Here is a 22,713-nt window from a genome sequence, read left to right on the forward strand (position 1 = left end):
CCTTTCTGTCTATATTCCTACTGTCTGTTCTCTATAACATTCCCAGATACCATTCCGCGATCCGGTCTCCTGCAAACACGGCAACTGCCAGTCCAAATGCCAGAAACGGACCAAACGCAAAATGATCTTTCCGGTCTAATTTCTTACTTATCAGCATATATGCTCCGTAACCGCCTCCGGTCACCAGACCGATAAACATGGCGCATACAGTAGGCGCTGCTCCCAAAAACAAGCCTGATACTGCCATCAGCTTGATATCTCCGCCGCCAAAAGCTCCCGGAATCAGCAGACTGATCACCAGCATCGGTACTGCGATCACAACTGTCCCAAGCAGACGACTTCTGACCCCATGCTCCGGGAATAACCAGATTGCGGCTATCGCCAGCGCCAGAACCATTACATGAAATCTATCATATATCATCTGTGTATCCTGATCGATCAGGGCTACTACAAGTAATATTCCTAAATACGCAAAAATTACTGCGCCTCTCAGAGAAATAATCCCCGAATTGCCGCAGCCAAAATAAGTTCCACAGCCAATAAATGCTGCTCCTCCAATTATTTCTACTATAAAATCTCTCGGCGGTATCTTTACACCGCAAGTTTTACATTTTCCTCCAAGACAGATATAACTGATGCACGGAACCAATTCCAATGCTGTCAACTCTCTGCCACATTTTGTACAATGGCTTCTCCCCCGCACCACACTTTCCTGACGCGGTAATCGGTCAATGACCACATTCAAAAAGCTAAAAATACATGCTCCGAAAAAGAACTGTATTACTTTAATGATTATCTCTATTGCTACTAACATCTCAGTCTCCGGTGTGAATGATATTATCTTCATGATATACAAGGTACTTCGCATCGGCATCCGCATCATACCACACTGTATATTCATTTTCCCGGTAAACAAACTGACGCACGGTATAACCGTCGTCTTCCATCTGAAGAATCCAGAAATCTCCGGGTGCTTCACTTAACTGTAAAATTTCCTCATATAAGCCATCTGCGATGCCTCCCTCCCGGGTAGCATCGCAGAAAGCATTATCCCCGCCATACTGTTGTGTTGCAATTACCTGGATTGCCATCCGCACCGATTTGGCATTCCCCAGAGCTACCTGGGAGTCTGCCCGGTAGATTAACCGGAGCACCCCAGGAACTACTAAAACAATAGCAAGCAGGATTATGATCAGCAGGTAAATTGTCATCCTGATCCAACGATATTTAGTTTTTGTTTTCGTGGATGCTGTGACTGACATTGGATTACCTCTCCAAAACATTGCTTAACGTTTGTTATTTTACATCATTTACCTCATATTTACCTTTACCGCCATCAGTTCCTGCTTTATATGTACAAGTTTTTCCATCATTAGTATATACCAGCTCCATTACTTTACCGGCTGTTACAGTAGCAGACGTAATGTTCGCTTCTTTTACCTCTGCAAGTGTTGCAATGTCACTAATTTTTACAACAGTCTTACCTTCAACGGCATCGGTGCTAATCACAATTGCATTATCTGCTGCTGTTAAATCTAATTTACCATACGCTTCATCTACTAATGTCTGTGCTGCCATTACTGCCTGACGTGTCTCAGCTACGATAGATTTCTCTTTCGCTTTATTAATGTATCCTGTCAGTGTCGGGATTAAAAGTGCTGCTAAAATAGCAAGGATTACCAGAACTACGATCAGCTCTACCAGAGTAAATCCTTTCTTCTTGTTGTCTTTGAGTTTTTTGTTTCTTAATTCGAATAATTTTGCGAACATTTCTCATACTCTCCTTAGTAAAAATATTTGTTATTGGTTTGTATTATATCAACGCTTCGGTGCAGCGTTCATACCTGAAATAATAGATTGCGGAGATACACAGAATAATAATATCATACACTGTATGACGTGCATCTCACAGCAAGAATGCCAATAGCATTCTTGACTTTTCTGCAGGAGCTACTCTCCTGCATCTGTCCCAACTGTAGCTGTCACCGTATCCTTTCGCATCAGACTATGCCGAAGCTGGATTACCTCAGAATCTGTTACAATCAGATCTGTGCGGTCTCTGTCACGGTATAATGATGCCGTAACTGTAAGCTGATCTGTCATATCACCTGCATTTACACTATCCGGAAATGCCCACTGTACTTCCAGATAATTGCCCATGTAAAAACCTATGCCAAACACCGTTGCTACGGCTCTGGCCGCCAGTTCATCGTTCCAGATATATTGATACGTTCCATTATTGTAAAAATAGTATCTGGTCAATAGCTGTCCTTCGTCCACCGCATCTGCTTCACCGGACTCCTGTCGACCGATAAAAAGCTGCGTTTTTTCGCAACCATCCGCGGAAATCAGTACAGCATAACCGTCTCCATTAATAAATTCTAATATATTTCCCGAATTATTTCCAGTCTTATCTGTAATTTTTTGATTTTTTTTGCGTTCAACGTCATAAATTTTAATGTATCCGTCTGCATTTTCGACAATTCCGCGCAATTCTGTCATAGTTGTATCCAAAATCGACTGTGCGTACTGTAATCTCTGTTCCCGGACAAACACTTTTGCAACGGAACTTAATGCCGTAGCTGCCATGGCAAACATAATGCTGATCAGTAGCATGGTCACAATGGTTTCCACCAGTGTCGTGCCATCCCGTTTTTTTAACAACCGCCTTACTTTTTTCATGGAGTATCCCCTCCTTCAAACGGTGTCACTGACGCATCCGCAGAAACATCATACAGGGAAAACACAATATTTTTGCTTTGCCCATTTGTATCCTGATACGTTACCGTTTTGGTGGCCAGAGTGAACGGCACTCGAAATACAACGGAACCTTTCTTATCCATCTCTGAGGTTGTTGCAATAAAGGATAACGTTTTACTTTCTCCATCTACTTTCTGTGCAGAAGCAAGCCCCTGAATGATCTGTGTATTTTCCTCTCGGATCTGTTTATTCTTCTGCATAGATGCATGACTGTAAGAAACAGCTCCCTGAAGAATTCCAAACAGAATCAGGAAAATGAACATGCTTGCTAACACTTCCACCAGTGTCTCGCCTGATTTTTCTCTCAGTTTTTTAATCATCACCTGCTGTTCCTCCTCCCGCTGTCTCAGTATACACATTTTCCTTGAACACACAGGATGTAGTTGTATTTAAAAATTCATACTGGATGTTCTGTGATGTATCCGGTGTATAAACCTCACCGCTGGTATTACCTACTCTCCAGCAGGAATTTGTATCATCCCACACGATTACTTTTCCATTATGCGTAAACTTAACGTCATATTTTTCCTCACGGCTGTATTCAGTTGTATAGGTATACGTTGCATCTTCATAGGAAGCAGTTACTGCCACAGAAAAATTGTAGTCACGAACGGTAATATTTCGTATACGGTCAATTTCCGTTTTATAATTGGCAGCATTGTTTGCAGCTGTATGGATCTCTCCGGTTTTCAGACTGTCCGAATCCTCTGATGCATTTTTTTCTTTTGTCAATGCAATTCTGATATTTCCATATCCTTCCGGAAGGGAATCCGCCTTTGACAGATCCGACAGATCCGTGTCTGAAACCAGAAAATTGTATTTTGTTGCATCCGGATAATCTTCACTGTAATCCAGATACTGAGAATCATCCAAAAATTTGTTGACAAAGGTATAAAAACTGTCGCTTCCTGCCTCTGTCGTATCCTTATTGGTATATTTTTGAAGTTCCTGATCCAATACATCTGCCGCCGATTTGGCAAGCTGGCTGCACCGCTCCTGTTTCAGACGCAGATTAGACTGCGCCGTCAACATTCCCGCGGTATAGAGGATTGCCGCCGCGAAAGCGACAAAGAAAGCTGACACACAGAGTACCACAGCCATTGATATTCCATTTTTCTTCTGCTGCCGCAACTGCTGCCAACCTTTCTTTATCATAAAACTTCCTCCATTGTAACTTTTACATCATTAGTTATTCCATTTGATCTCGCAAGGATCAGATGCCGCATAAGCACTGCTTGGTGTAGCCTCCAGGTTTTTCTGAACATTTGCAATAAACACTGCCATATTTGTAATTGTGAAATCGGTATGTGTTACTGTGCTGCCATCTGCCGCTGTCATCTGTTCCACATCCGGCAGTTTCAACGTGTAATGCATGCTGCCATCTGCCTGAAGCTGTGCTTCCACCTGTGCCGTCAGCGTCAAGATGTAGTAATTTGGATTACCACTTTCCGCTGTGTAGCTGGATGAAATCGGCACACTGTAAGTACTGATGTCCCAGGTATGTACTTTATCGGTCTCCGGTGTGTTTGCCGGATAGCTTGTCGGGTTTTCTGCAATGGCCTCCCATGCATATCCCCATTGTGCCGGCTGTGTTCCAGTTGCCTCTTTTATAATTTTCCATACATATTGCTGTACGCTTGCCTTTTTTGTTCCGGAAGCATCCGTTGTCTCCAGCACACGAATCTGTGGCTGTAACGCTTTCATTCCATTTGCCGCTGTCAGATCTGTCACCTGACCGGTCAGATTAATGCTGTACACATCTGCACAGTCCACGCTGTTCCATTCCAGAACAGTGTGTCTTGCATTCCAGATCTGTACACTTCCCGGTACGTTCGGTGTCGTCTGTACCGTCGCTTCCAGACTGTAAGATTTTGTATCGGATGTCACACCAGGCTGTGCCAGTTTTACATATGGGAGCTGATATGCCACCGTTGATCTCGTCCAAAGCGAACTTACGCTTCCGGCACCGGAAGAAATACGCGCATAAAATACCACCCATTTTCCGGCATATTTAATGGACAGATTGTCAAATAAATGATAATAATTCTGTGCATTTGACACATCCATCTGTACCGGTACATTTCCGGTCGGATATACCGTCGTATAATTACCCGGATCGGATGCTGTTGCCTGATTTGCATCACTCAGACTGTTATATACATAAGCACGTAGTAAGTATGCACTGCCTCCAGGTGGAATACTTGAACTATCTGCTCTAAGTCCGACACGAAGTCCTCCTGACAGGAAGTCTGCACTTTCCATCGGCTGATTTGTATCATACGTCCAGTTCACATTCCATGTTACCTTCGGTGACGCGATACGCGCCGGAACCTGAATCTCGCTGGTTACTCCGACAGCACTGTCTATAAATACCGCACTGTTGCTGGATTCTGCCACCAGATAAACAACAATTCGCTTTCCGGCATATTTTTCCAGATTTACCATCTGTGAATAAGTTGCCGCGCCGGTTGCTTTTTCTAAAGTCCCTGCTTTTTCTGCTGTTCCAAGACTACCTGTTGCACTGTACTCCCGAACATAGATCTGATAGCCCTGGCAATAGCTTTCATCAGAAATACCGGACCAGACAACATTGTAATTCAATTCATTGTCGTCGATATTTGTCACGGAAGGCTGTCCCGGTTTTTCCAGTCTCTGTGCAACATAATAGGTTGCGGTTGTGGAAAGACCGATCTTCTTCTGGGAAGCGTCGCCGATACGTGTTACTTTCAGGCGTACCTGGGTATAGTTCCAGTCTTCTCCATCGATGGTCATGCTTCGACCACCCGTATAACTGCTGCTGGTATCAATGGTGACTTCTCTGCCATTTGCATCAATACCGGTCATGGAAACTTCATATTTTGGATCATCCGTAGTAGAAACATTCTTGTCCCAGGAGAACGTATACTGCATCCGGTTGTCGCTGTCGTAAGTCGGCGTTAATGTACTTCCGTCTGTCTGATCCATTTTTGGAGCAGCAAGCCAGGTAAATAACTGACTGGATTCATCCCTGTATGCATTAAAATCTTTCCACTCATTTCGAATCGGCCAGCTGTAACAATATCCCCATGTCTCATTTCCGTTTTCGTCCACATTCAAAAGTTCGCTGACGTTCGCATCCGAAGCATTATCTGCCTCATGATACAGATATACCGGTCCCAGACCTGTCTGTGCATACCACAATCTGACATGAAGATTTGTCGCATCTTTCAGATATTCCGGTAAATTGCTAAACTGCGCCGTTGCAACACCCTTGGATACGGTCATAATATCTGTTTTGGCAAATACAACATCCTTTTTATCTCCCCAGTTACCAATTAATTCTGCCCGATAAATCGGTGCAACTTCCAGGATTTCACTGGAATTGCTGTTATCAATCGACACATTTACATTTAAGGTATCCAGCGTGTCACCGGAAATGGTATAGCTTGTAGTTGCACGGTTTGTCACAGTATCTGTTCCAGGGGAATTTGCCGGATTCAAACTGATAAATGCCTGATAATATGGCATATATGCCGCCGTAGAAATCACCGGCGAACTCTCATATTTACCTGTCGTTGCAGTCGCCTGCGAAATGATCTGATAGGTATTATTCCTGTCATTTCGTTTCTTTTGACCCTGATCACCAAGATCCAGATCTGTCATCACTGCTGTCGGATGATCGGCATCCAGAACCACATTTATATCTTTGCCATATGCATTGATATAGATTGTCACTTTCCAGTCATCGTATTCGCTGTAAGCCTCCAGATTATTCAGGCTAAAGGAATAGCGATAATCTGTTCTCCATCCGCTGATCTTGTTCTGTACGGTTAACTCTGCACGGACATCCGGACTTGGAAGAACAGCACCACTCTGTACGACATCTGCATTATATTCCGTAGAATCTAATACATCCGAGAACATACTCTTTGCACGAACCGAAACTTTTATGTTTCCAGATATACCTTTCGGGATTTCAAAGCTTCCGGTTTCAGAATAGATTGTTTTTTCTACTGTGGTTCCATCACTTCCAACAATTTTTACCACATAGGCAAACGGATCACATAACTGAGAATTATCCGTTGGCAGTGTTCCGGGCTTAACAGCAATGTCAATCATTCCATCTGCCACTTTGGCTTTTGCATATACTGGCGCCTGAAGCTGGTTTTTATCGTTTACTGTTATAATTCCTTCCAGACGTCGATAGCTCTCACGGGAATTGTAATAAATAGCATCATTTTTACCATCAGGATCCAACAGTCCTTTTTCTGTACATTTATAATACAAATTATCATGATCTTTGTGATCCTCGTCCCATGTATAGAACAGAATCTGACCGATTCTTGTTGTTTTATCCGCTTTTACAATATAGCCATTTGCGTCTACAAAGCAATCGCTCCCGATCGTATTACATCCGCTGTAAATTTCTGCATAGGCATACCGATATCCACTGGCAGTCTTTTCTACTGCAACCGCATGAATATTACTGATATAGTTATTCCATGTCGCATTTGTTCTTCTGGTAACCCCTACATTTGTTTCTCCAGTTCCGTACGATTGTACACTTCCATCAGCATTCAGTCTTCCAAGAACAAATTTATTAAAGTAATAGCCATAGTCTGAACCATACTTTCTAGCCTCTCTACCATTGATAAAGAAATTATTTTTTCGATCCTCCGCATTCGCAATATTCGCTACGCTGCCTTCATGGTTATTTCCGGTGGAATAAATCGGACTCCCCTCCGGAGTATAATGCTTGTCTTTTTCAGCACTACCTGTCGCCAGATCCGCAGAATAACAATCTTTTACAATCGTATTACTCCAACCGGTTACAGAATACCGGGCACCAAAGATACCACCGCAGAAAGATCTGCCGCGCAGTACGTTTGCAAAATTTCGACACCGTTCAACATCAATTTTTACCTTGCAGGTAGATTTTTGTATTGCATCTACACTTGCATTATCGCAGGACAGGTAACCGAAAATACCGGCTCCCATAGAAGCTGAATACAGTTTCACACCCGGTCCGTTGACACAATCCAGAATTCGAATGGTGAAGTTCTGTGCCCGTTCAGCATTATCAACCTTATAAGTAGTCACATTACCAAGAATTCCCGCACTATCGTTCGCGCCATGCGAATCACCAGACAGACTTGCGCCATCACGCATGTAAATATTTCCATGGTTTTCACAACTGATGATATTGTATTCATTGTCCTCATAAGCATGATACAACTGTGCTACAATACCGCCGGAAGCACCTTTCCAGTCACACTGATAGGTCGTCTGAAGACTTCCAAAGTTCCGGCAATCTTTGATCGTACCGCCAGATGCTGTCCACTGACCAATAATTCCTCCGGAATAGTGCGTACGATAGCAATATACCGTACCGAAATTGATACAGTTTTCGATTGTCCACTCATTTCCGGTAGAAGTATTCTGATTACCGATGATACCACCCGCAAAACGGTCTGTCTGTCCCTGTTCATAATCTTTACCATTAATGTTTTTTGCAGATACCTGACGTCCCACAAAAGCTCCATTGACCAGACAGGTCAGATCATTTTCTGATTCATTCATGCCAATGATTCCACCGGTACCAACACCAATTGCCTCGGATCGGTTCAGCAGGAACCAGTTTCCTGATACACAGCGATTTACCAAACCTTCGGTGCTGTTAAATGCAGTAATGCCTCCCACATTACCGTTGTCTGTCATTTTCAGATTCAGACGGTTGGCAGAAATCTTTGTATTTGTATTTTGATAAGTTGCATTTTCCAGCAAAAATCCATTGTTATATGACCAGTTGACCGGATTACTGTCTGCCGACAGATTACCCTTGTTTTTATCCACTGCTGCGTCCGTTAGTGTAACGGAATCTTTTATACTATCCGTTGTCATAATGCTTGCAGTAATACTACTTCCGGACATCTGGATCGTACCTTTATTAAATCCGGTTACTCCACCTAACATGCCAAATTTTGCCTGAAGAACACTTCGACTGTTATCGGTTAACGTACAACCATCAATCAGTGCATTGATTTCATTTTTTCCAACGATTCCTCCGGCATGACTTGCCATTGCCTCTTTCTGCGCTGTGGTACTTGTACTGGTTGCCGTGTATACACCCTGAATATTCATCGTAATCTGATCAACGGTATTGTTCTTCAGCTCATCATAGTTAATACCTGCAATACCACCGTAGCAGTTTCCGGCTGCACCGGCATTTACCTTTTCTGTCATGATTCCGGTAAATTTACAGTTTGTTACACTGATCTGTGCACCGGCATTTTGCGGATTCTGGTTTACTGTCACACCATTCGTACCAACAATTCCTCCCAGATACTTGTAACCACTGAAATTTTCAAAGCACAGATTGCTTGCCACAATGCCGGATACGACACCTGTATTGGAGCCAACTGCACCACCAACGGTCAGACCGTTCTTATCTGATTTGATCTGTGGCATATAACTCAGATTATAAGCACTGGTTCCTGCTGCATTTAAAGCTGCAGATGTTACTTTACCGGTATTTTCCCCGACAATTCCTCCATAAACAGTTGCATTACCGCGCAATATTACCGTTGCTCCCGGAAGACAATCTGTGATCGTACCACTGTTTGTTGCAGCAATCGCACCACTGGCATTCACACCAAGGCTATAGATTTCTACACTGTTTGAAGAACCAGGACTCTGTACACGACAATACTGGATCATACCGGCATTTGTTGCCACGATACCACCGGCATACCCGTCACTGCTTCTGACATTTCCATAGTTATTGCAGTTTTTGATGATTGCAGTTTTATTTGTATTTTCCGCCACGATACCGCCTGCATTGCCTGCATCGGCACTGACACTCTCGCATCGGTTCACGGCATAATGAATATCACCATCTGTCACACCGACCACTCCACCAGCGGTTCCGTGGGACGCCTGCACTTTCTTTGCCTGTGCTGTAATATAGGCTGGACTTCCGGAATGACTAAATTTGCCATGATTGATGCCGACGATTCCGCCGACCTGCTCATATCCCTGTACCGTTACTTTATTAGAAACAACAATAATTTCTCCACTGGTGCCACCTGTTCCGGTTACCTGAATCTGACCGTCAGATTCATTGATACCAACCAGTCCACCAACGCCGGCACCTTTCGCGCCTGATACCGAACGGCTTTTTGTAGAGCTGTCCTTCTGTAAAACAATCGTGCCACTGTTCTGACCGGCAATTCCACCAACGGCTGCATAATCGGAGTTATCTTTTCCGGATGCATTGACAGTTGCGTAATTCTCATTTCCAGTCAAAGTACCGCCTTTCAGATTCCATCCTGTGATGCCACCCAGATGATTATTTCCGGAAATGGTCTTGCCCGCATCCGTAGTACACTTGGAAATCGTTCCACCATTGCTGTTGATGCCGACAATTCCACCGACATATTCCAATGCCACATTTCCAAAATGTTCACTGAGCTCACAGTTTTTGACGGTTCCTGCATTCAAGCCAACCACACCACCAATTCCGGTAAATCCGGACAGAGATCCGGTATTGGCACAATGCGTAATGGTCTCATTCTGTAAATTCACACCGGTGATTCCACCAATAAAATGCATTTCCAGTTCGGAAGCATCCTTGGTAAGAAGTTCCGGAATTTCTCCACTGGCAGCATACTTGCCCAGTTTAATTTCTCCAGTACTATCTTTTTCCAGCAAATCAGAAGCAAATGTAATGCTTCCGGTATTTTTACAGTTCTTAATCTCAATCTTTGAGCCTTTGTCACAATAGCCAAGTACGCCACCGGAATACATTACCGTCTGGATTGGAATATTGTTTGTATTGACCGTCAGGGAATCATCCGTATTGCCTTCTGTACTGATCGTCAGTGTATAGGAATTCTTGGATGCCATAACAGCTGTTGGTATATTATTTTCGTTCATTCCCGGCAACAGTCTGTCAGAACTGCTGGTACTATTCTGCGCCGCCTCTACTGCCGCACGGATTCCATCTTCATTTGTATCTAATTTATAGTTTAACTGGTCAGCATCATAGGTTCTCTGATAGCCGATCACGCCGCCAGTGAATGCTTCTCCGGTAATGGTTCCCAAAGTATTTTCTGCACGCAAACCGGAAATTATTGTATTTTTGTCAATAGCCAGGACATTTGCACCCATGACACCGCCGACAAAATATTTTCCCTGTACACTTCGTGGTTTTACAGTCAGAGACTGCCTTGCTGCATTTTCCGATGCGTTAAATCCAAATGCGCCACCGGCACAGGTCTCATAAGCATAAATCTGTCCACCGATCAGGGTATAATTTACATCCAATGTTGCCTGTACATCATTGAATCCGGCAATTCCTCCGACATAATTATTTCCGACTACAATACTGGATACAGATTTGACCGTGATTGCCTCACTGTCTTTTGTAAATTCAATAAATCCATTATTATATCCGGCAATTCCTCCGACATAATCACTTTTGGCATCCCAGTCATTGACGATCATATTGAAAATAGAGCTGCCATAATCGGACAGATAACTTGCACAGTTATGGATGGTCGCACCATTTGCATTGTATCCCACGATACCTCCGACATAACGACCGCCATCTCCGTTATCTTTTTGGGTTCCTGCTACCACACCGTTATTGATACAGTTAGATAACATAACACCAGCTGTATTATGTCCGACAATTCCGCCGACACATTCGTTTCCAACGACATAGCTTCGGTTCGTCGTAACCGATACACTCTCCTGCTGGTGTGCCTGAATTGCCTCATTTATATTTCCGCCCAGTCCACCGGCAATTCCTCCGACGTATTTGGAGCCAAGGATATAACCGTTGCTTTCGGTTCCACAGTTTGCCATCAGGCTGTGATTGCCATATCCGACAATTCCACCAACGTACTGTCCTTTCAGTAAGTCCTTCTTATCCTTATTATATGTAAACCCGGAAGTTCGACCGGACGCACTGGTAGAGTTGTAGATCAATGTCTGATAAGCATAACCGGCAATTCCGCCAAAATAATTTCCAACGACAGTCGCTGGCGTATCTTCCGTACAGAGGATCAGTCCGGTATTGGAGCTGTCTTTGATCGCAGCGTCATTTTTCCAGGTTGTCTGGTCAAACTTCGTTGCCGTGCCATCAATCTTACCGGCGATTCCACCTGTCATATAATTGCCAGACACACCCGCATGGTTTTCACAGGAAATAATAACGCTCTTTTCTCCGCCTGCGCTCTCAATGTTCGCATATCCTACGATTCCGCCGATTCCAAGCGCATAATTTTTCAATGTATCATTTTCAGAAGAAATATCTGCTGTCACAGATACATTCGGAAGCTGCACTTTTACAGCGCCTTCCATGGTAACGTTCTCCAGTTTTCCAGAAGTCAGTGTGGTCAGATTGCCGGATTTATCCGTATCTGCCAAAATACCAACAACACCGCCTACTACTGCCTGTTGCGTTCCGTTGGCAGAAACTGCTGTAGAAGACAGTGAAACCTCTACATTTTTTTCTGCCTGATCAGAAGATGAATCTTCTGTCGAAGTAAGAGATGTATCCTTAATGCTTCCCGCATTGCGGCCTGCTAAAATACCGATTCCTTTCAGGGAAGCATACGTGCCCCTGCTGTCTGCTGTGTTGGAATCTCCATCCTTGGAAGAAACACCAAAGGACAAATGTGCATCCTGAAGTGTCACATTATCAATGGTTCCCTCTATTTCGCCAAACAAGCCCAGATATTCCATTGGATTTAATTGTACACTCGCTCTTGTTCTGGATTCTGACGCTGCCTGTGTCAGATTGTTAATTGTCTCATCATCAACAATGGAAGCTTCTCCTAATTTCAAATGAGACACCAGCGTAAGTTTTCCTTTCCCTGTCAATGTCTGCTTTTTCGGCAGATTTGCAATGGTTGGAAAATCGACCGTCTTGCTGGTGCTGTTTTCTTTCCATGCAAGCTTCTGCAATGTATTCGATCCACTCTGTTCTTCGGTCAGATCATACACACCGGTTCCTACTGATGCCCAGTCCATATTTTTGTCCGTCAGCGTAAAAGCAGCTTCCTTCGTATCGTCATAATATCTCATATTCGACAGGTGGCGGAATACTGCGATCCGAACATCATTTCCATCCGTTTTATCCGCATACATACTGTTTGCCGTATTAGAAGTTGCCGCATCACTGGCACTGTATTCTTTTGAAACGACCACATGACTGTCCGTTCCGGCATAGGACATTGCCTCTACTGTCGCATAGATATCCTGCGGTGTAGCAAGCGCCTGATCCTCCGTCATTCCTGCCAGACGGCAGATGCTTGTGCTTAACGTTCTTAATAACGCATTTTCACTGTCTGTTCCGGTACGGGAAGTCAGCAATGCCTGTGTTTTGGCAGACATCATCGCATCCAGCACCAGAGAATATTTATTATCACTATAAGTCAGTGGAAAACTCCATTTTCCCTGATCTTTACCTGATCCATCCAGAAGTGTTACACTGGCAAATGCATAGGTACTGCTCTCATCCTTGCCAGACCATCCTTCCGTACGGACATCAAAAGGAGACAGCACCATGGAAAATAACGGTGTGCCGTCTTTTTTGTACATTGCGATCTTATAGCTGACATCCAGACTTTCTCCTGCATTCGAAGACCAGTTCAGTGTCAATTTCTCACTGTTCTGCAGACTGATAGTTGTGATACGAAGCTTCGTTGGCTTCAAGGATACCACATTTACCGTATCTTCCGTAGAATAATAACCAAGCAAGCGTTTCTTTCTGCTGTCATAATCACGCTTCTGCATGGTCAGATAATCATCTTTATCCTCAGATTCATACGTCAGTCCTTTGCATCTGGAACCATAAAATGCAGAATACACTTCGCCGGATTCAATATCGATCTCCACCGCTATCGATGCATTCAGCATATCTTTGTCGTAAATATAGTCATCAATCAACTGCAAAAGCAGATTATTTTTCTGATCCGCATCTGATGCATTTTTATCCAGTCGTAATGTATAAATACGTCCATTTAACTGTACGGCATTTTCCTGATCAGGAGGAAATACCGCTTCTTCTACGGTTCTGTTTTCATCACTTTTCTCCTGATCCTTTTCTGCCTGTTTTTTGATCTGTTTTTGAAAGCTGTCCCATTGACCGGAAGAACGGTAATATGTGAGTTTCGATTCAGCTGCCAGATACACCGTCCTGGCATTTTCCTCATTCTTTCGAAACTCTGCATTTCTCCAGTAATTCGTAAACAACGGAACTGCGATCGCGGCAATAATGCCCATAATTACAAGTACAACAATTAATTCCGTCAGCGTAAATCCTTTTTTGCCTGTCTTCCTCATTCAATTCTCACCTAATTTATCTATCGTAATTAATATATTTGTTAATTTTTCATACTCAGAATTAGCATAGCATATTTTGGCAAATTATCAAGTTTTTTATCATATGCCAGTTCTCTATGAATATCATATTCAACTTTTTCTATACCTGCTTTTTATTGCTGCACATCATTTTATATTCCATGCCGACAGCACTTTTATCGTACTATCTGAAAAAAAATCCCGGTCTCAAACCGGGAATCAGAGTGCAGCCGGCGGGAATCGAACCCACATTGCAGGAGTCGGAGTCCTGTGTTCTATCCGTTAGACTACGGCTGCATAAAAATATATTGTTAAATCAACAAAGATTATAATACCACAGGATTGTAAAAAAAGCAAAGCCTTTTTCGTGAAAGTTAAAAAGCATAATAATTATAACGGACGAAAAATAGGAGAATTTTGTCTCCGTCGCTAACAATCGCTCCTTGAGAAAAAATTCTCCTATTTTTCTGTTCATTGATAAAATATACGTTGATTTTTCACACTCTTCATTTAATCAAGTATCTTTTCCATAAATTCAATACGGTTAAAATCCGCATCTCAAAAATGATTAGCCTTGACTAATTTTCAAAATTTCTTCCGCGATTTCCTGCGGTGTCTTTCTGTCTGTTGCCACTTTAATGTCACATGCATTCACATACAGTTCCCGGCGTTTTTCCATTAGCTTCGCAATATGTTCCACATTCATATTTCCATTTAACAAAGGACGGTCTGTACTGTCTTTGACACGCTCATATACCGTCTCCGGTGTCGCTGTCAAAAGCACGATCTTTCCGGTCTCCTTCATCATCTGTGTATTCTGGTCACGGAGTACTGCGCCTCCGCCACAGGACACGATTGCCGGTTCCGTCTGTGAAATCTCCCGAACTGCATCGGTCTCCCGGTCACGAAAATAGGTCTCACCATATTTTTCAAACATATCGTTGATGGACATCTCATTTTTCTCTACGATCCATGCATCCATATCTACTTCGTTGGCGCCGGTCAGCTCCTGTAATTTATGTGATATCGTTGTTTTTCCGGTTCCCATAAAACCGATCAGATAAATGTGCTGTGTCATACTTTTTTACTTCTCCTTTTACTATTTAACATAATCCCTGATGGATCACGCTCAGAATATCCTCTAATTTGTCAGCTGCGATCTGTCCCGGTGCGGAAGTCTCTCCCACGGCACCGAACGTAATACAGGAACCAAAAATTTCTCCTGCCATACGGCTGACAACACCAAGTGCACCCATGGACATGGTTACCACCGGCAAAGTCGGATATTTCTGCTTCATATCGTTTGTCAGTTTTAACAGACGAACCACATCATCCGCACTCTGCGGCATCACTGCCAGTTTTGCCACGTCTGCGCCGCCCTGCTGCATCTGCTCCATCAGCATTCGCAAAATACGATCATCCGGTGTTGCATCAAAATCATGGTGGGAAGCAATCACCCGAACGCCCATCCGCTGAAACCGGCGGATCTCTTTTTCCGGTTTTGTTGCTTCAAAAAATTCCAGATCAATCATATCCGCACAACCGCTTTTTGCAGCTGTCTCATTCAGTTTCAGGATCTTCCATTCTTCCATTCTCCGGCTTCCACCCTGCTGCTTTGTCCGGAACGTAAACAGGAAAATCGTCTCTGTGAGGAACGGTTTTACAGTATCCAGTACTGCTCTGACTGCCGCCACATCATCTGCCTCACGAAAACAGTCCACTCTCCATTCGATCATCTGCACTTTTTGTTCTGTCAGTGATTTGATCGTTTCAATAATTGTTTCTCTTTCCGGTGCAACTACCGGCACACAGATCACCGGCTTGCCATCTCCGATTCGGATTCCTTTTATTTCAAATGCGTTCTGCATACTTACCTCCATTCCGCAATGCGCTTAACGGTTTTTATTGTACCATATTTTTGCAGATTGAGGAACCTTAAAAGCCGACAGACATTGACTTTTTTTGAAAAAACACCTATCATAGTACCATATATATTTGCAGACGAACTATTTTGTATTTCCCCATGGCATTCACATGGGGCAGAACACAATAATCTGATTATTAATAAGGTAGGGAAGAAGAATGGAAATCACTGGAAAAACCAAATTAACAGGACTCATTGGCACTCCTGTTGCGCATAGCGTATCTCCTCAAATGCATAATGAAGCATTTCGCCAGTTAAACCTTGACTATGTATATCTGGCTTTTGATCTGGCGAACACAGATCTTGGTACTGCCGTACACGGACTTCAGGCAATCGGTGCAAAAGGTTTTAATGTAACCATGCCGTACAAAGTACAGATTCTTGAATACATGGATGAGCTGACTCCGGCTGCCACCATCGCACAGGCATGCAATACTGTTATTGCAAAAGATGGCAAACTGATCGGTCACACAACCGACGGTATCGGCTTTATGGAATCTGTTGCAGATGCTGGACACAATATTATCGGAAAGAAAATGACCGTCCTTGGCGCTGGCGGCGCTGCCACTGCGATCTGCACACAGGCAGCTTTAGACGGTGTCTCCGACATCGATATGTTCCAGCTAAAAGAATTTACGGAAGAATATGAACGTGCACTGGCATTTGCAGACCGTGTCCGCGAGCATACTTCCTGCAATATCAATGTCTATGATTTTGCAGACACCGATCAGATGAGAAAAAGTATCTCTGAGAGCGCAATCCTGACAAACGCAACCAACATCGGCATGGCACCTCACGAAGACGGATGCCCGATCCTGGATGCATCTATGCTGTTCCCGGGACTGATCGTATGTGACATCATCTACAACCCGCGTAAGACAAAATTATATCAGATGGCAGAAGCTGCCGGTTGTCACGTATTTAACGGAATGTACATGCTGCTCTTCCAGGGCGCTGCTTCTTTCGAATGCTGGACAGGCGAAAAAATGCCGATTGAAGTTGTTCGGCAGAAATATTTTCAGCCATAAATACCACTGCACGCTACACATCTGAACAAAATACTTAAAATACAAAATGTCCCGCTCTTATATTTATTAATGTAAGAATCCAAAAGCAATATCGGGACAGAATGGAGTAACACAATGAGTTTTTCATATTTAAAACAATTACCGACACCGGAAGAAATCAAACAGACTTACCCGTTAAGCGAAGCCTGCCAGAAGATCAAACAGAAACGTGATGCAGAGATTGCCCGTGTTCTGCGCGGAGAATCCGATAAATTCCTTGTGATCATCGGACCGTGTTCTGCCGACAAGGAAGAACCTGTCATGGATTATATTCACAGACTTGCAAAAGTCAATGAGCAGACCAAAGACAAACTGATCATCATTCCGCGTATCTACACAAACAAACCGCGTACTACCGGCGAAGGATACAAAGGAATTGCCACACAGCCGGACCCGGAAGCAAAACCGGATATGGTTGCAGGACTGATCGCTGTTCGTAAACTGCATCTGCGCGCCATCGAAGAAACTGGTCTGTCTGCAGCAGATGAGATGCTTTACCCGGAAAACTGGGATTACATCAATGATTTACTCTCCTATGTAGCCATCGGCGCCCGTTCTGTTGAAGATCAGCAGCATCGTCTGACCGTCAGTGGTTTTGATGTAGCTAGCGGTATGAAGAATCCGACCAGTGGTGACTTCTCTGTTATGCTGAATTCTGTATACGCTGCACAGCATCCACATCATTTTGTACATCGCGGATGGGAAGTTGACACGACCGGCAACCCACTCTCCCACGTTATTTTGCGTGGTGCAGTAAACAAACGCGGCGTTGCCATCCCGAATTATCATTACGAAGATCTGATCCGTCTGAATGAGATGTACGAAAAAATGGATCTGGTCAATCCGGCTTGTATCGTAGATGCCAACCATTCTAACTCAAACAAAAAATATGCAGAGCAGGTTCGTATCGTCAAAGAAGTAATGCACAACCGCAAAGAATCTGACATCATCCACAAACTGGTAAAAGGTGTTATGATCGAAAGTTATATCTGCCCGGGTAACCAGAAGATCGGTGAACATATTTACGGAAAATCCATTACCGATCCGTGTCTTGGATGGGAAGAATCCGAACAGTTACTTTATGCTATTGCTGATTCTGTAAAATAGTTTTACCTGTATCATTAAATCAGTAATAGAAAAATCAAAAATAATAAACATCAAAATAAAAAAGATATCCTTTTCTTATTTTTAAGATCAGGGTATCTTTTTTTGTTCAAGCATCCTATCGTATTTGATCATTTTGGGGCTTATAGCCAAAGTACTAATCTTTCCTTTTCATCAGCTACACTTCTATCACAAGATACAATTCTATCACACAACATATCTCAACGCAAAATCAGGAATCGTTCCTACTTTTCTGTCATCCAACGACAGCTGTATGTAATAAAATCCACGGATTTACCCAATACTCCAACCAGATTCCGGCTCCATAAATTCCCGTATCCAATAAAAATAGTACGATCAATAATGCCTGTGCTTTTAGATCTGGTTTATTTTGCAACAGGTGTGCATTTCTTCGCTCCTGTCTGACACGTTTTCCAGCTTCCATCAGAACTAATAAAAAAATGTACGCTGCCGCATAAGCAGCGACTTGTGGAAATCCAAGGATTCCCATCTGCCCGATCCCGGAAAATCCATACCGCCCAAGCAGCGCCGCAAACACAAAACCACCGGAAAGTCCAAGCCATCCAAACCAGATAGCACAAACGGCGCATCCAAAACGAAAGCACAATGCAATCAATAATATCATCCATGGAAGTCCACGCTGCAAAAGAATGGTTTTTAATAATGCTTCTGCATGTTCCACATCCTCTGCACCCGCAAACTGCCGCACCTGATTTTCATGCAGAAATCCGATCCACAATGCTTCATCATGAAGTGAAAAATTTGCCAGAAATACACCCAAAAAGAAACAACCAAGAAAAAGCAGCATGCATTTTTGCAGCATTGTTACTTTTCCCGGTTGTCGTAAAGTTCCTGTGATCATCTATTTCGGTAACCCTGCTAATCCTTTTTTTCATCTATATGCAGTATTTACCGTAATATGCCATAATTGCAGCAACAGTCTTGGAATCCTGAATTTTCTGTGTCAGAACCATATCTTTCAATTCCTCAATGGTATAACTCTCCACTTCCACAAATTCGTCCTCATCCAGATGCTGCTGTGTTTTCGTCAGATCTGTCGCCAGATACACGTCGATGGTTTCATTGCAAAATGCCACGGTGGTGGAAACCGTGATCAAAAGTTCCAAATGAGCCGCTTTATAACCGGTCTCTTCCTCCAGTTCTCTGGCAGCACAAACAGAAGTCGGCTCCTCCACACTGTCTCTGGAGCCGGCTGGAATTTCCAGCGTCTCACGATCCAGTGCATTGCGATACTGGCGCACCATCAGGATTTTGCCGTCTTCCGTTACCGGAAGCACTGCTGCTGCGCCTTTCCGGTGCGCAACATAATCCCAGTGTGCAATATTTCCGCTTGGGGACTGCATAACATCATCATACACGTCCACAATGGCACCTTTATATTTCAGCACACGGTCAATTCGTTTCATTTCGTCCATGTTTTTCTTCCTCCCATCCAGGAATGTCATCCACATTCTTACTGTGAAATGTGCATCACACAACACATGATCTATTCTTCCGCACATCCCTACATCCTACAGGTCATTTTCACACTTCTACGTTCTATTAACGATTATCTACTTTCTCCGGATATAAGTCATGATTTGCCATCCGGTTCCATGCAACGTCTTCCCACTTTGTACCCGGTTTACCATAATTACAGTACGGATCAATGGAAATACCGCCTCTTGGAGTAAATTTTCCCCACACTTCAATGTATTTCGGATTCATCAGTTTGATAAGGTCTTTCATAATGACATTGACGCAATCCTCATGGAAATCTCCATGATTGCGGAAGCTGAACAGATACAGCTTCAGGGATTTGCTCTCAACCATCCGTTCCCCCGGAACATAGGAAATCGTAATGGTCGCAAAATCCGGTTGTCCTGTGATCGGACACAGACTGGTAAATTCCGGACAGTTAAATTTTACAAAATAATCATTTCCCGGATGTTTATTCACAAAAGTTTCCAATACTTCCGGCGCATAATTGTCCGGATAACGGACATTCTGATTTCCAAGCAAGGATACGCCTGCGGTTTCTTCTTTACTTCTTCCTGACATTTATTTTTTCCTCATTTCTCGCATTCTACGTTTACATACTGTCATACATCTGCTCATTTCAAATTCGACTTGAATCTGCCTTCTTTTCAGAAATTCAGACAGTATATTTCTCTTATTCCAGCACTTTAGTCCAGTGCCGGATCTTTCACACCATTTTTCTCAAAAGCTGCTGCACGGTCGATACAGGTACCGCATTTTCCACATGGCTTCTCGCCACCTTCATAGCAGCTCCAGGTCAGTTCATACGGCACTTTCAACTGTAACCCTGTTTTGACAACATCTGCCTTTGTCCAGTTGACAAACGGTGCTTCAATAGTCACCTGTTTTCCGCTTCCCAGATAAATAGCATCCTTCATAGCATTATTGAAAGCATCGGAGCAATCCGGATAGGCGCTGCCTGCTGCATCATCACTGTGTGCGCCATAGTAGATCACGCTGCACTCTTTGGACAGGGCAATGCTTGCTGCAGAGGATAAAAACAGTCCGTTTCGGAACGGCACATAAGTAGACACCGGTTTTCCATCTGTCTTGCTGAGCTGCTCGGCATATGCCTCCTCCGGAATCTCATCAGTAGAATGACTGAGCAGAGAACAGTTACTATACTGAAAAATCTCGCCCAGATCCAAATACAAATGCTCTACACCATAATATTCTGCAATTTTTCTGGATGCTTCAATCTCTTTTTCATGCTTCTGTCCGTATGAAACAGACAGTGCAATGACATTTTCTTTTCCATAACGGTCAATCGCAAGTCCCAGACAGGTGGTGGAATCCACGCCGCCGCTGAATAATACTAATGCTTTTTCACTCATGTTTTTTCCTCCAGATTCTCTATCTATTTTCTATGTTTACACTTCATCCTACATTTTGTATTTCAATGGTTCGTATTTTACACATTTTACCGGTTCAGGCGCATCTGCAGCAGCATATCGGTCTGGAACCGTCCACGCAAAGTAGTCGTATAGGTCTTTGCATCGGTTTTCTTGATTCCCCGGGCAGTCATGCAGCTATGGCAACCTTCAATCAGAACTGCCACATCTTCTGATCCGGTAATTTCCTGCATGATCTCCGCAATATCCGTTCCAATGCGCTCCTGGAGCTGCAGACGTTTGGAAACCATATCTGCGATCCGGGCAATTTTGCTCAGTCCGATGACTTTTCCATTTGGCACATATGCCACAGTCACTTTCATATCATACATTAATGCCATATGATGCTCACAGTAGCTGAAAATATCAATGTCTTTTACAATGACAAAATCACTGTTTTCAGACGAAAATGTCAGATCTTCTTCAAAGGTCTTGTCAAACATCTGTGCAATTTCGTGATTGGTATAATTCATTCCCTCGAACACTTCTTCGTACATCCGTGCCACACGATCCGGGGTATCTTTGAGTCCCTCACGATCCGGATCATCTCCCAAAGCGATCAGCAGTCCACGGACATGCTCACGCACTGCGTCTTTATCTATTGCCATAACTTACGACTCCTTTCTGTCATCACGTCGATTCCTGATATCCTACACGCCACGCATTTCGCTGTCCCAGATGATCTTGTGCATCTGAAGCTGCATGTTAACATCGTTCATGCGGTTATCTTTCATAAAGTTTACGATATCTTCCAATTCAATCTGTCCATATACCGGGCTTAAGTATACATGACATTTTTCTGTCAGATCATATTCCCGGATCACATCCCGCGCCCGGCACAGATCTGTATAATCTTTCACCACAAATTTTACCGTATCATCCGCGCCAAGCAGAGCAAAATTTTTGGTACGCATCTGCGCTTCCATTCCGCTTCCCGGCAGTTTATAGTCCATAGTAAAGGACGGTCCGTTCGGAATTTCTGTAAACGGTGTCAGATCCACGCTTCCGTTTGTCTCAATCTCCACACGCAATGTTTTTTCCTGCGCCAGTGTCTCTAACAGTTCTAAAACATTTTCCTGAAGCAGCGGCTCTCCGCCTGTAATGGTTACATTTTTGATCTCCATCGTGCGGAGCAGTTCCACAATTTCCTCTGTGGATGTCCAACGAAACCGCGCATCTGCCTCGTTCGCCCATTTCGTATCACAATAGGCACAATTCAGATTACACCCCTGCATACGTATGAACACTGCAAGCTGTCCTGCCCGGGTGCCCTCTCCGTTGATGCTGCTGAATATTTCTACCACTTTATAATTTGCCATATAATTCTGTTCTCCATCTTAATTTTCTGAATAGATCGCACAGTTGTTCGGTGTCTCATACACCGCAATTTCCTGCACGTCATATCCTTTTTCTGTCATCTTTTCATAAAAGAATTTGGAAAAATTCTCTGCCGTCGGACGAAACGGTACTTCGATCAGACGGAAGTGTTCTTCCTGTAATGCCTGAACGGTCAACGGTTTTAACGTACCACTCTCATAAATGAATGCATGGTCATAGC

General features: G+C 43.5%; 18 protein-coding genes and 1 tRNA gene. 2 read left to right on the forward strand and 17 right to left on the reverse strand.

Translation table 11 applies throughout. The features are described 5' to 3' along the window. Positions 1-31: 31 nt before the first annotated feature. From LG34_RS00245 to aroD, 10 genes are all read right to left on the reverse strand, one after another. The gene (locus LG34_RS00245) at positions 32-814 is read right to left on the reverse strand and encodes a prepilin peptidase (protein ID WP_109214312.1); all 783 of its coding nucleotides are present in this window, start codon (positions 812-814) and stop codon (positions 32-34) included. Position 815: 1 nt separating this feature from the next. Further along, complete coding sequence (locus LG34_RS00250; RefSeq protein ID WP_109214313.1) at positions 816-1,262, reverse strand: hypothetical protein; 447 nt, start codon at positions 1,260-1,262, stop codon at positions 816-818. A gap of 34 nt (positions 1,263-1,296) precedes the next feature. Next, positions 1,297-1,770 carry a prepilin-type N-terminal cleavage/methylation domain-containing protein gene (locus LG34_RS00255; RefSeq protein ID WP_109214314.1) on the reverse strand — a complete coding sequence of 158 codons (474 nt, stop codon included), beginning with the start codon at positions 1,768-1,770 and terminating at the stop codon, positions 1,297-1,299. A 180-nt stretch (positions 1,771-1,950) separates the two neighbouring features. After that, on the reverse strand, positions 1,951-2,682 hold the full coding sequence (locus LG34_RS00260) for a pilus assembly FimT family protein (protein WP_109214315.1): 732 nt from the start codon (positions 2,680-2,682) through the stop codon (positions 1,951-1,953). Then, a complete protein-coding gene (locus LG34_RS00265; RefSeq protein WP_146190154.1) occupies positions 2,679-3,083 on the reverse strand; it encodes a PulJ/GspJ family protein in 405 nt (134 codons plus the stop codon). The genes LG34_RS00260 and LG34_RS00265 overlap by 4 nt, the downstream gene beginning before the upstream one ends. After that, positions 3,073-3,915 carry a hypothetical protein gene (locus tag LG34_RS00270; protein WP_109214317.1) on the reverse strand — a complete coding sequence of 281 codons (843 nt, stop codon included), beginning with the start codon at positions 3,913-3,915 and terminating at the stop codon, positions 3,073-3,075. Before LG34_RS00270 ends, LG34_RS00265 begins: the two co-directional genes overlap by 11 nt. A 30-nt stretch (positions 3,916-3,945) precedes the next feature. Continuing rightward, entirely contained in the window at positions 3,946-14,091 is a 10,146-nt protein-coding gene (locus LG34_RS00275) for a type II secretion system protein (RefSeq protein WP_109214318.1), read from the reverse strand. Positions 14,092-14,334: 243 nt separating this feature from the next. Further along, positions 14,335-14,406 (reverse strand) — tRNA-Arg (locus LG34_RS00280). Between the two features lie 271 nt (positions 14,407-14,677). Beyond that, the gene (locus LG34_RS00285) at positions 14,678-15,187 is read right to left on the reverse strand and encodes a shikimate kinase (RefSeq protein ID WP_109214319.1); all 510 of its coding nucleotides are present in this window, start codon (positions 15,185-15,187) and stop codon (positions 14,678-14,680) included. A gap of 25 nt (positions 15,188-15,212) precedes the next feature. Further along, on the reverse strand, positions 15,213-15,977 hold the full coding sequence (aroD, locus tag LG34_RS00290; RefSeq protein ID WP_177957684.1) for a type I 3-dehydroquinate dehydratase: 765 nt from the start codon (positions 15,975-15,977) through the stop codon (positions 15,213-15,215). A 214-nt stretch (positions 15,978-16,191) separates the two neighbouring features. On the opposite strand from aroD, the gene aroE reads away from it, so the two are divergent. Together aroE and LG34_RS00300 are read left to right on the forward strand one after the other, a co-directional pair. Continuing rightward, the gene (gene aroE, locus LG34_RS00295) at positions 16,192-17,061 is read left to right on the forward strand and encodes a shikimate dehydrogenase (protein WP_109214321.1); all 870 of its coding nucleotides are present in this window, start codon (positions 16,192-16,194) and stop codon (positions 17,059-17,061) included. Positions 17,062-17,175: 114 nt separating this feature from the next. Then, complete coding sequence (locus tag LG34_RS00300) at positions 17,176-18,207, forward strand: 3-deoxy-7-phosphoheptulonate synthase (protein ID WP_109214322.1); 1,032 nt, start codon at positions 17,176-17,178, stop codon at positions 18,205-18,207. 253 nt (positions 18,208-18,460) lie between these two features. On the opposite strand, the gene LG34_RS00305 is transcribed toward LG34_RS00300, so the two are convergent. The 7 genes from LG34_RS00305 to LG34_RS00335 all read right to left on the reverse strand — a co-directional run. Beyond that, positions 18,461-19,087 carry a hypothetical protein gene (locus LG34_RS00305; RefSeq protein WP_109214323.1) on the reverse strand — a complete coding sequence of 209 codons (627 nt, stop codon included), beginning with the start codon at positions 19,085-19,087 and terminating at the stop codon, positions 18,461-18,463. Between the two features lie 34 nt (positions 19,088-19,121). After that, the gene (locus LG34_RS00310; protein WP_109214324.1) at positions 19,122-19,661 is read right to left on the reverse strand and encodes an NUDIX hydrolase; all 540 of its coding nucleotides are present in this window, start codon (positions 19,659-19,661) and stop codon (positions 19,122-19,124) included. A 127-nt stretch (positions 19,662-19,788) separates the two neighbouring features. Beyond that, positions 19,789-20,286, reverse strand: coding sequence for a preQ(1) synthase (gene queF, locus LG34_RS00315; RefSeq protein WP_109214325.1), 498 nt, complete (start codon positions 20,284-20,286; stop codon positions 19,789-19,791). A 125-nt stretch (positions 20,287-20,411) separates the two neighbouring features. Beyond that, entirely contained in the window at positions 20,412-21,098 is a 687-nt protein-coding gene (queC, locus tag LG34_RS00320; protein WP_109214326.1) for a 7-cyano-7-deazaguanine synthase QueC, read from the reverse strand. An 86-nt stretch (positions 21,099-21,184) separates the two neighbouring features. Next, positions 21,185-21,763, reverse strand: coding sequence for a GTP cyclohydrolase I FolE (folE, locus tag LG34_RS00325; RefSeq protein ID WP_109214327.1), 579 nt, complete (start codon positions 21,761-21,763; stop codon positions 21,185-21,187). Positions 21,764-21,805: 42 nt separating this feature from the next. After that, positions 21,806-22,474, reverse strand: a complete 669-nt coding sequence (gene queE / locus LG34_RS00330) for a putative 7-carboxy-7-deazaguanine synthase QueE (RefSeq protein WP_109214328.1) — start codon at positions 22,472-22,474, stop codon at positions 21,806-21,808. An 18-nt stretch (positions 22,475-22,492) separates the two neighbouring features. Next, a partial coding sequence (locus LG34_RS00335; RefSeq protein WP_181369238.1) for a 6-pyruvoyl trahydropterin synthase family protein occupies positions 22,493-22,713 on the reverse strand: 221 nt, incomplete at its 5' end.

It is taken from the genome of Eubacterium ramulus (genome assembly GCF_003122485.1).
Lineage (GTDB): Bacteria > Bacillota > Clostridia > Lachnospirales > Lachnospiraceae > Eubacterium_I > Eubacterium_I ramulus_A.

Coding starts and splice junctions, on each gene's coding strand:
- LG34_RS00245 (WP_109214312.1), bottom strand. CDS start 814: ATGTTAGTAGCAATAGAGATAATCATTAAAGTAATACAGTTCTTTTTC.
- LG34_RS00250 (WP_109214313.1), bottom strand. CDS start 1,262: ATGTCAGTCACAGCATCCACGAAAACAAAAACTAAATATCGTTGGATC.
- LG34_RS00255 (WP_109214314.1), bottom strand. CDS start 1,770: ATGTTCGCAAAATTATTCGAATTAAGAAACAAAAAACTCAAAGACAAC.
- LG34_RS00260 (WP_109214315.1), bottom strand. CDS start 2,682: ATGAAAAAAGTAAGGCGGTTGTTAAAAAAACGGGATGGCACGACACTG.
- LG34_RS00270 (WP_109214317.1), bottom strand. CDS start 3,915: ATGATAAAGAAAGGTTGGCAGCAGTTGCGGCAGCAGAAGAAAAATGGA.
- LG34_RS00275 (WP_109214318.1), bottom strand. CDS start 14,091: ATGAGGAAGACAGGCAAAAAAGGATTTACGCTGACGGAATTAATTGTT.
- LG34_RS00285 (WP_109214319.1), bottom strand. CDS start 15,187: ATGACACAGCACATTTATCTGATCGGTTTTATGGGAACCGGAAAAACA.
- aroD (WP_177957684.1), bottom strand. CDS start 15,977: ATGCAGAACGCATTTGAAATAAAAGGAATCCGAATCGGAGATGGCAAG.
- aroE (WP_109214321.1), top strand. CDS start 16,192: ATGGAAATCACTGGAAAAACCAAATTAACAGGACTCATTGGCACTCCT.
- LG34_RS00300 (WP_109214322.1), top strand. CDS start 17,176: ATGAGTTTTTCATATTTAAAACAATTACCGACACCGGAAGAAATCAAA.
- LG34_RS00305 (WP_109214323.1), bottom strand. CDS start 19,087: ATGATCACAGGAACTTTACGACAACCGGGAAAAGTAACAATGCTGCAA.
- LG34_RS00310 (WP_109214324.1), bottom strand. CDS start 19,661: ATGGACGAAATGAAACGAATTGACCGTGTGCTGAAATATAAAGGTGCC.
- queF (WP_109214325.1), bottom strand. CDS start 20,286: ATGTCAGGAAGAAGTAAAGAAGAAACCGCAGGCGTATCCTTGCTTGGA.
- queC (WP_109214326.1), bottom strand. CDS start 21,098: ATGAGTGAAAAAGCATTAGTATTATTCAGCGGCGGCGTGGATTCCACC.
- folE (WP_109214327.1), bottom strand. CDS start 21,763: ATGGCAATAGATAAAGACGCAGTGCGTGAGCATGTCCGTGGACTGCTG.
- queE (WP_109214328.1), bottom strand. CDS start 22,474: ATGGCAAATTATAAAGTGGTAGAAATATTCAGCAGCATCAACGGAGAG.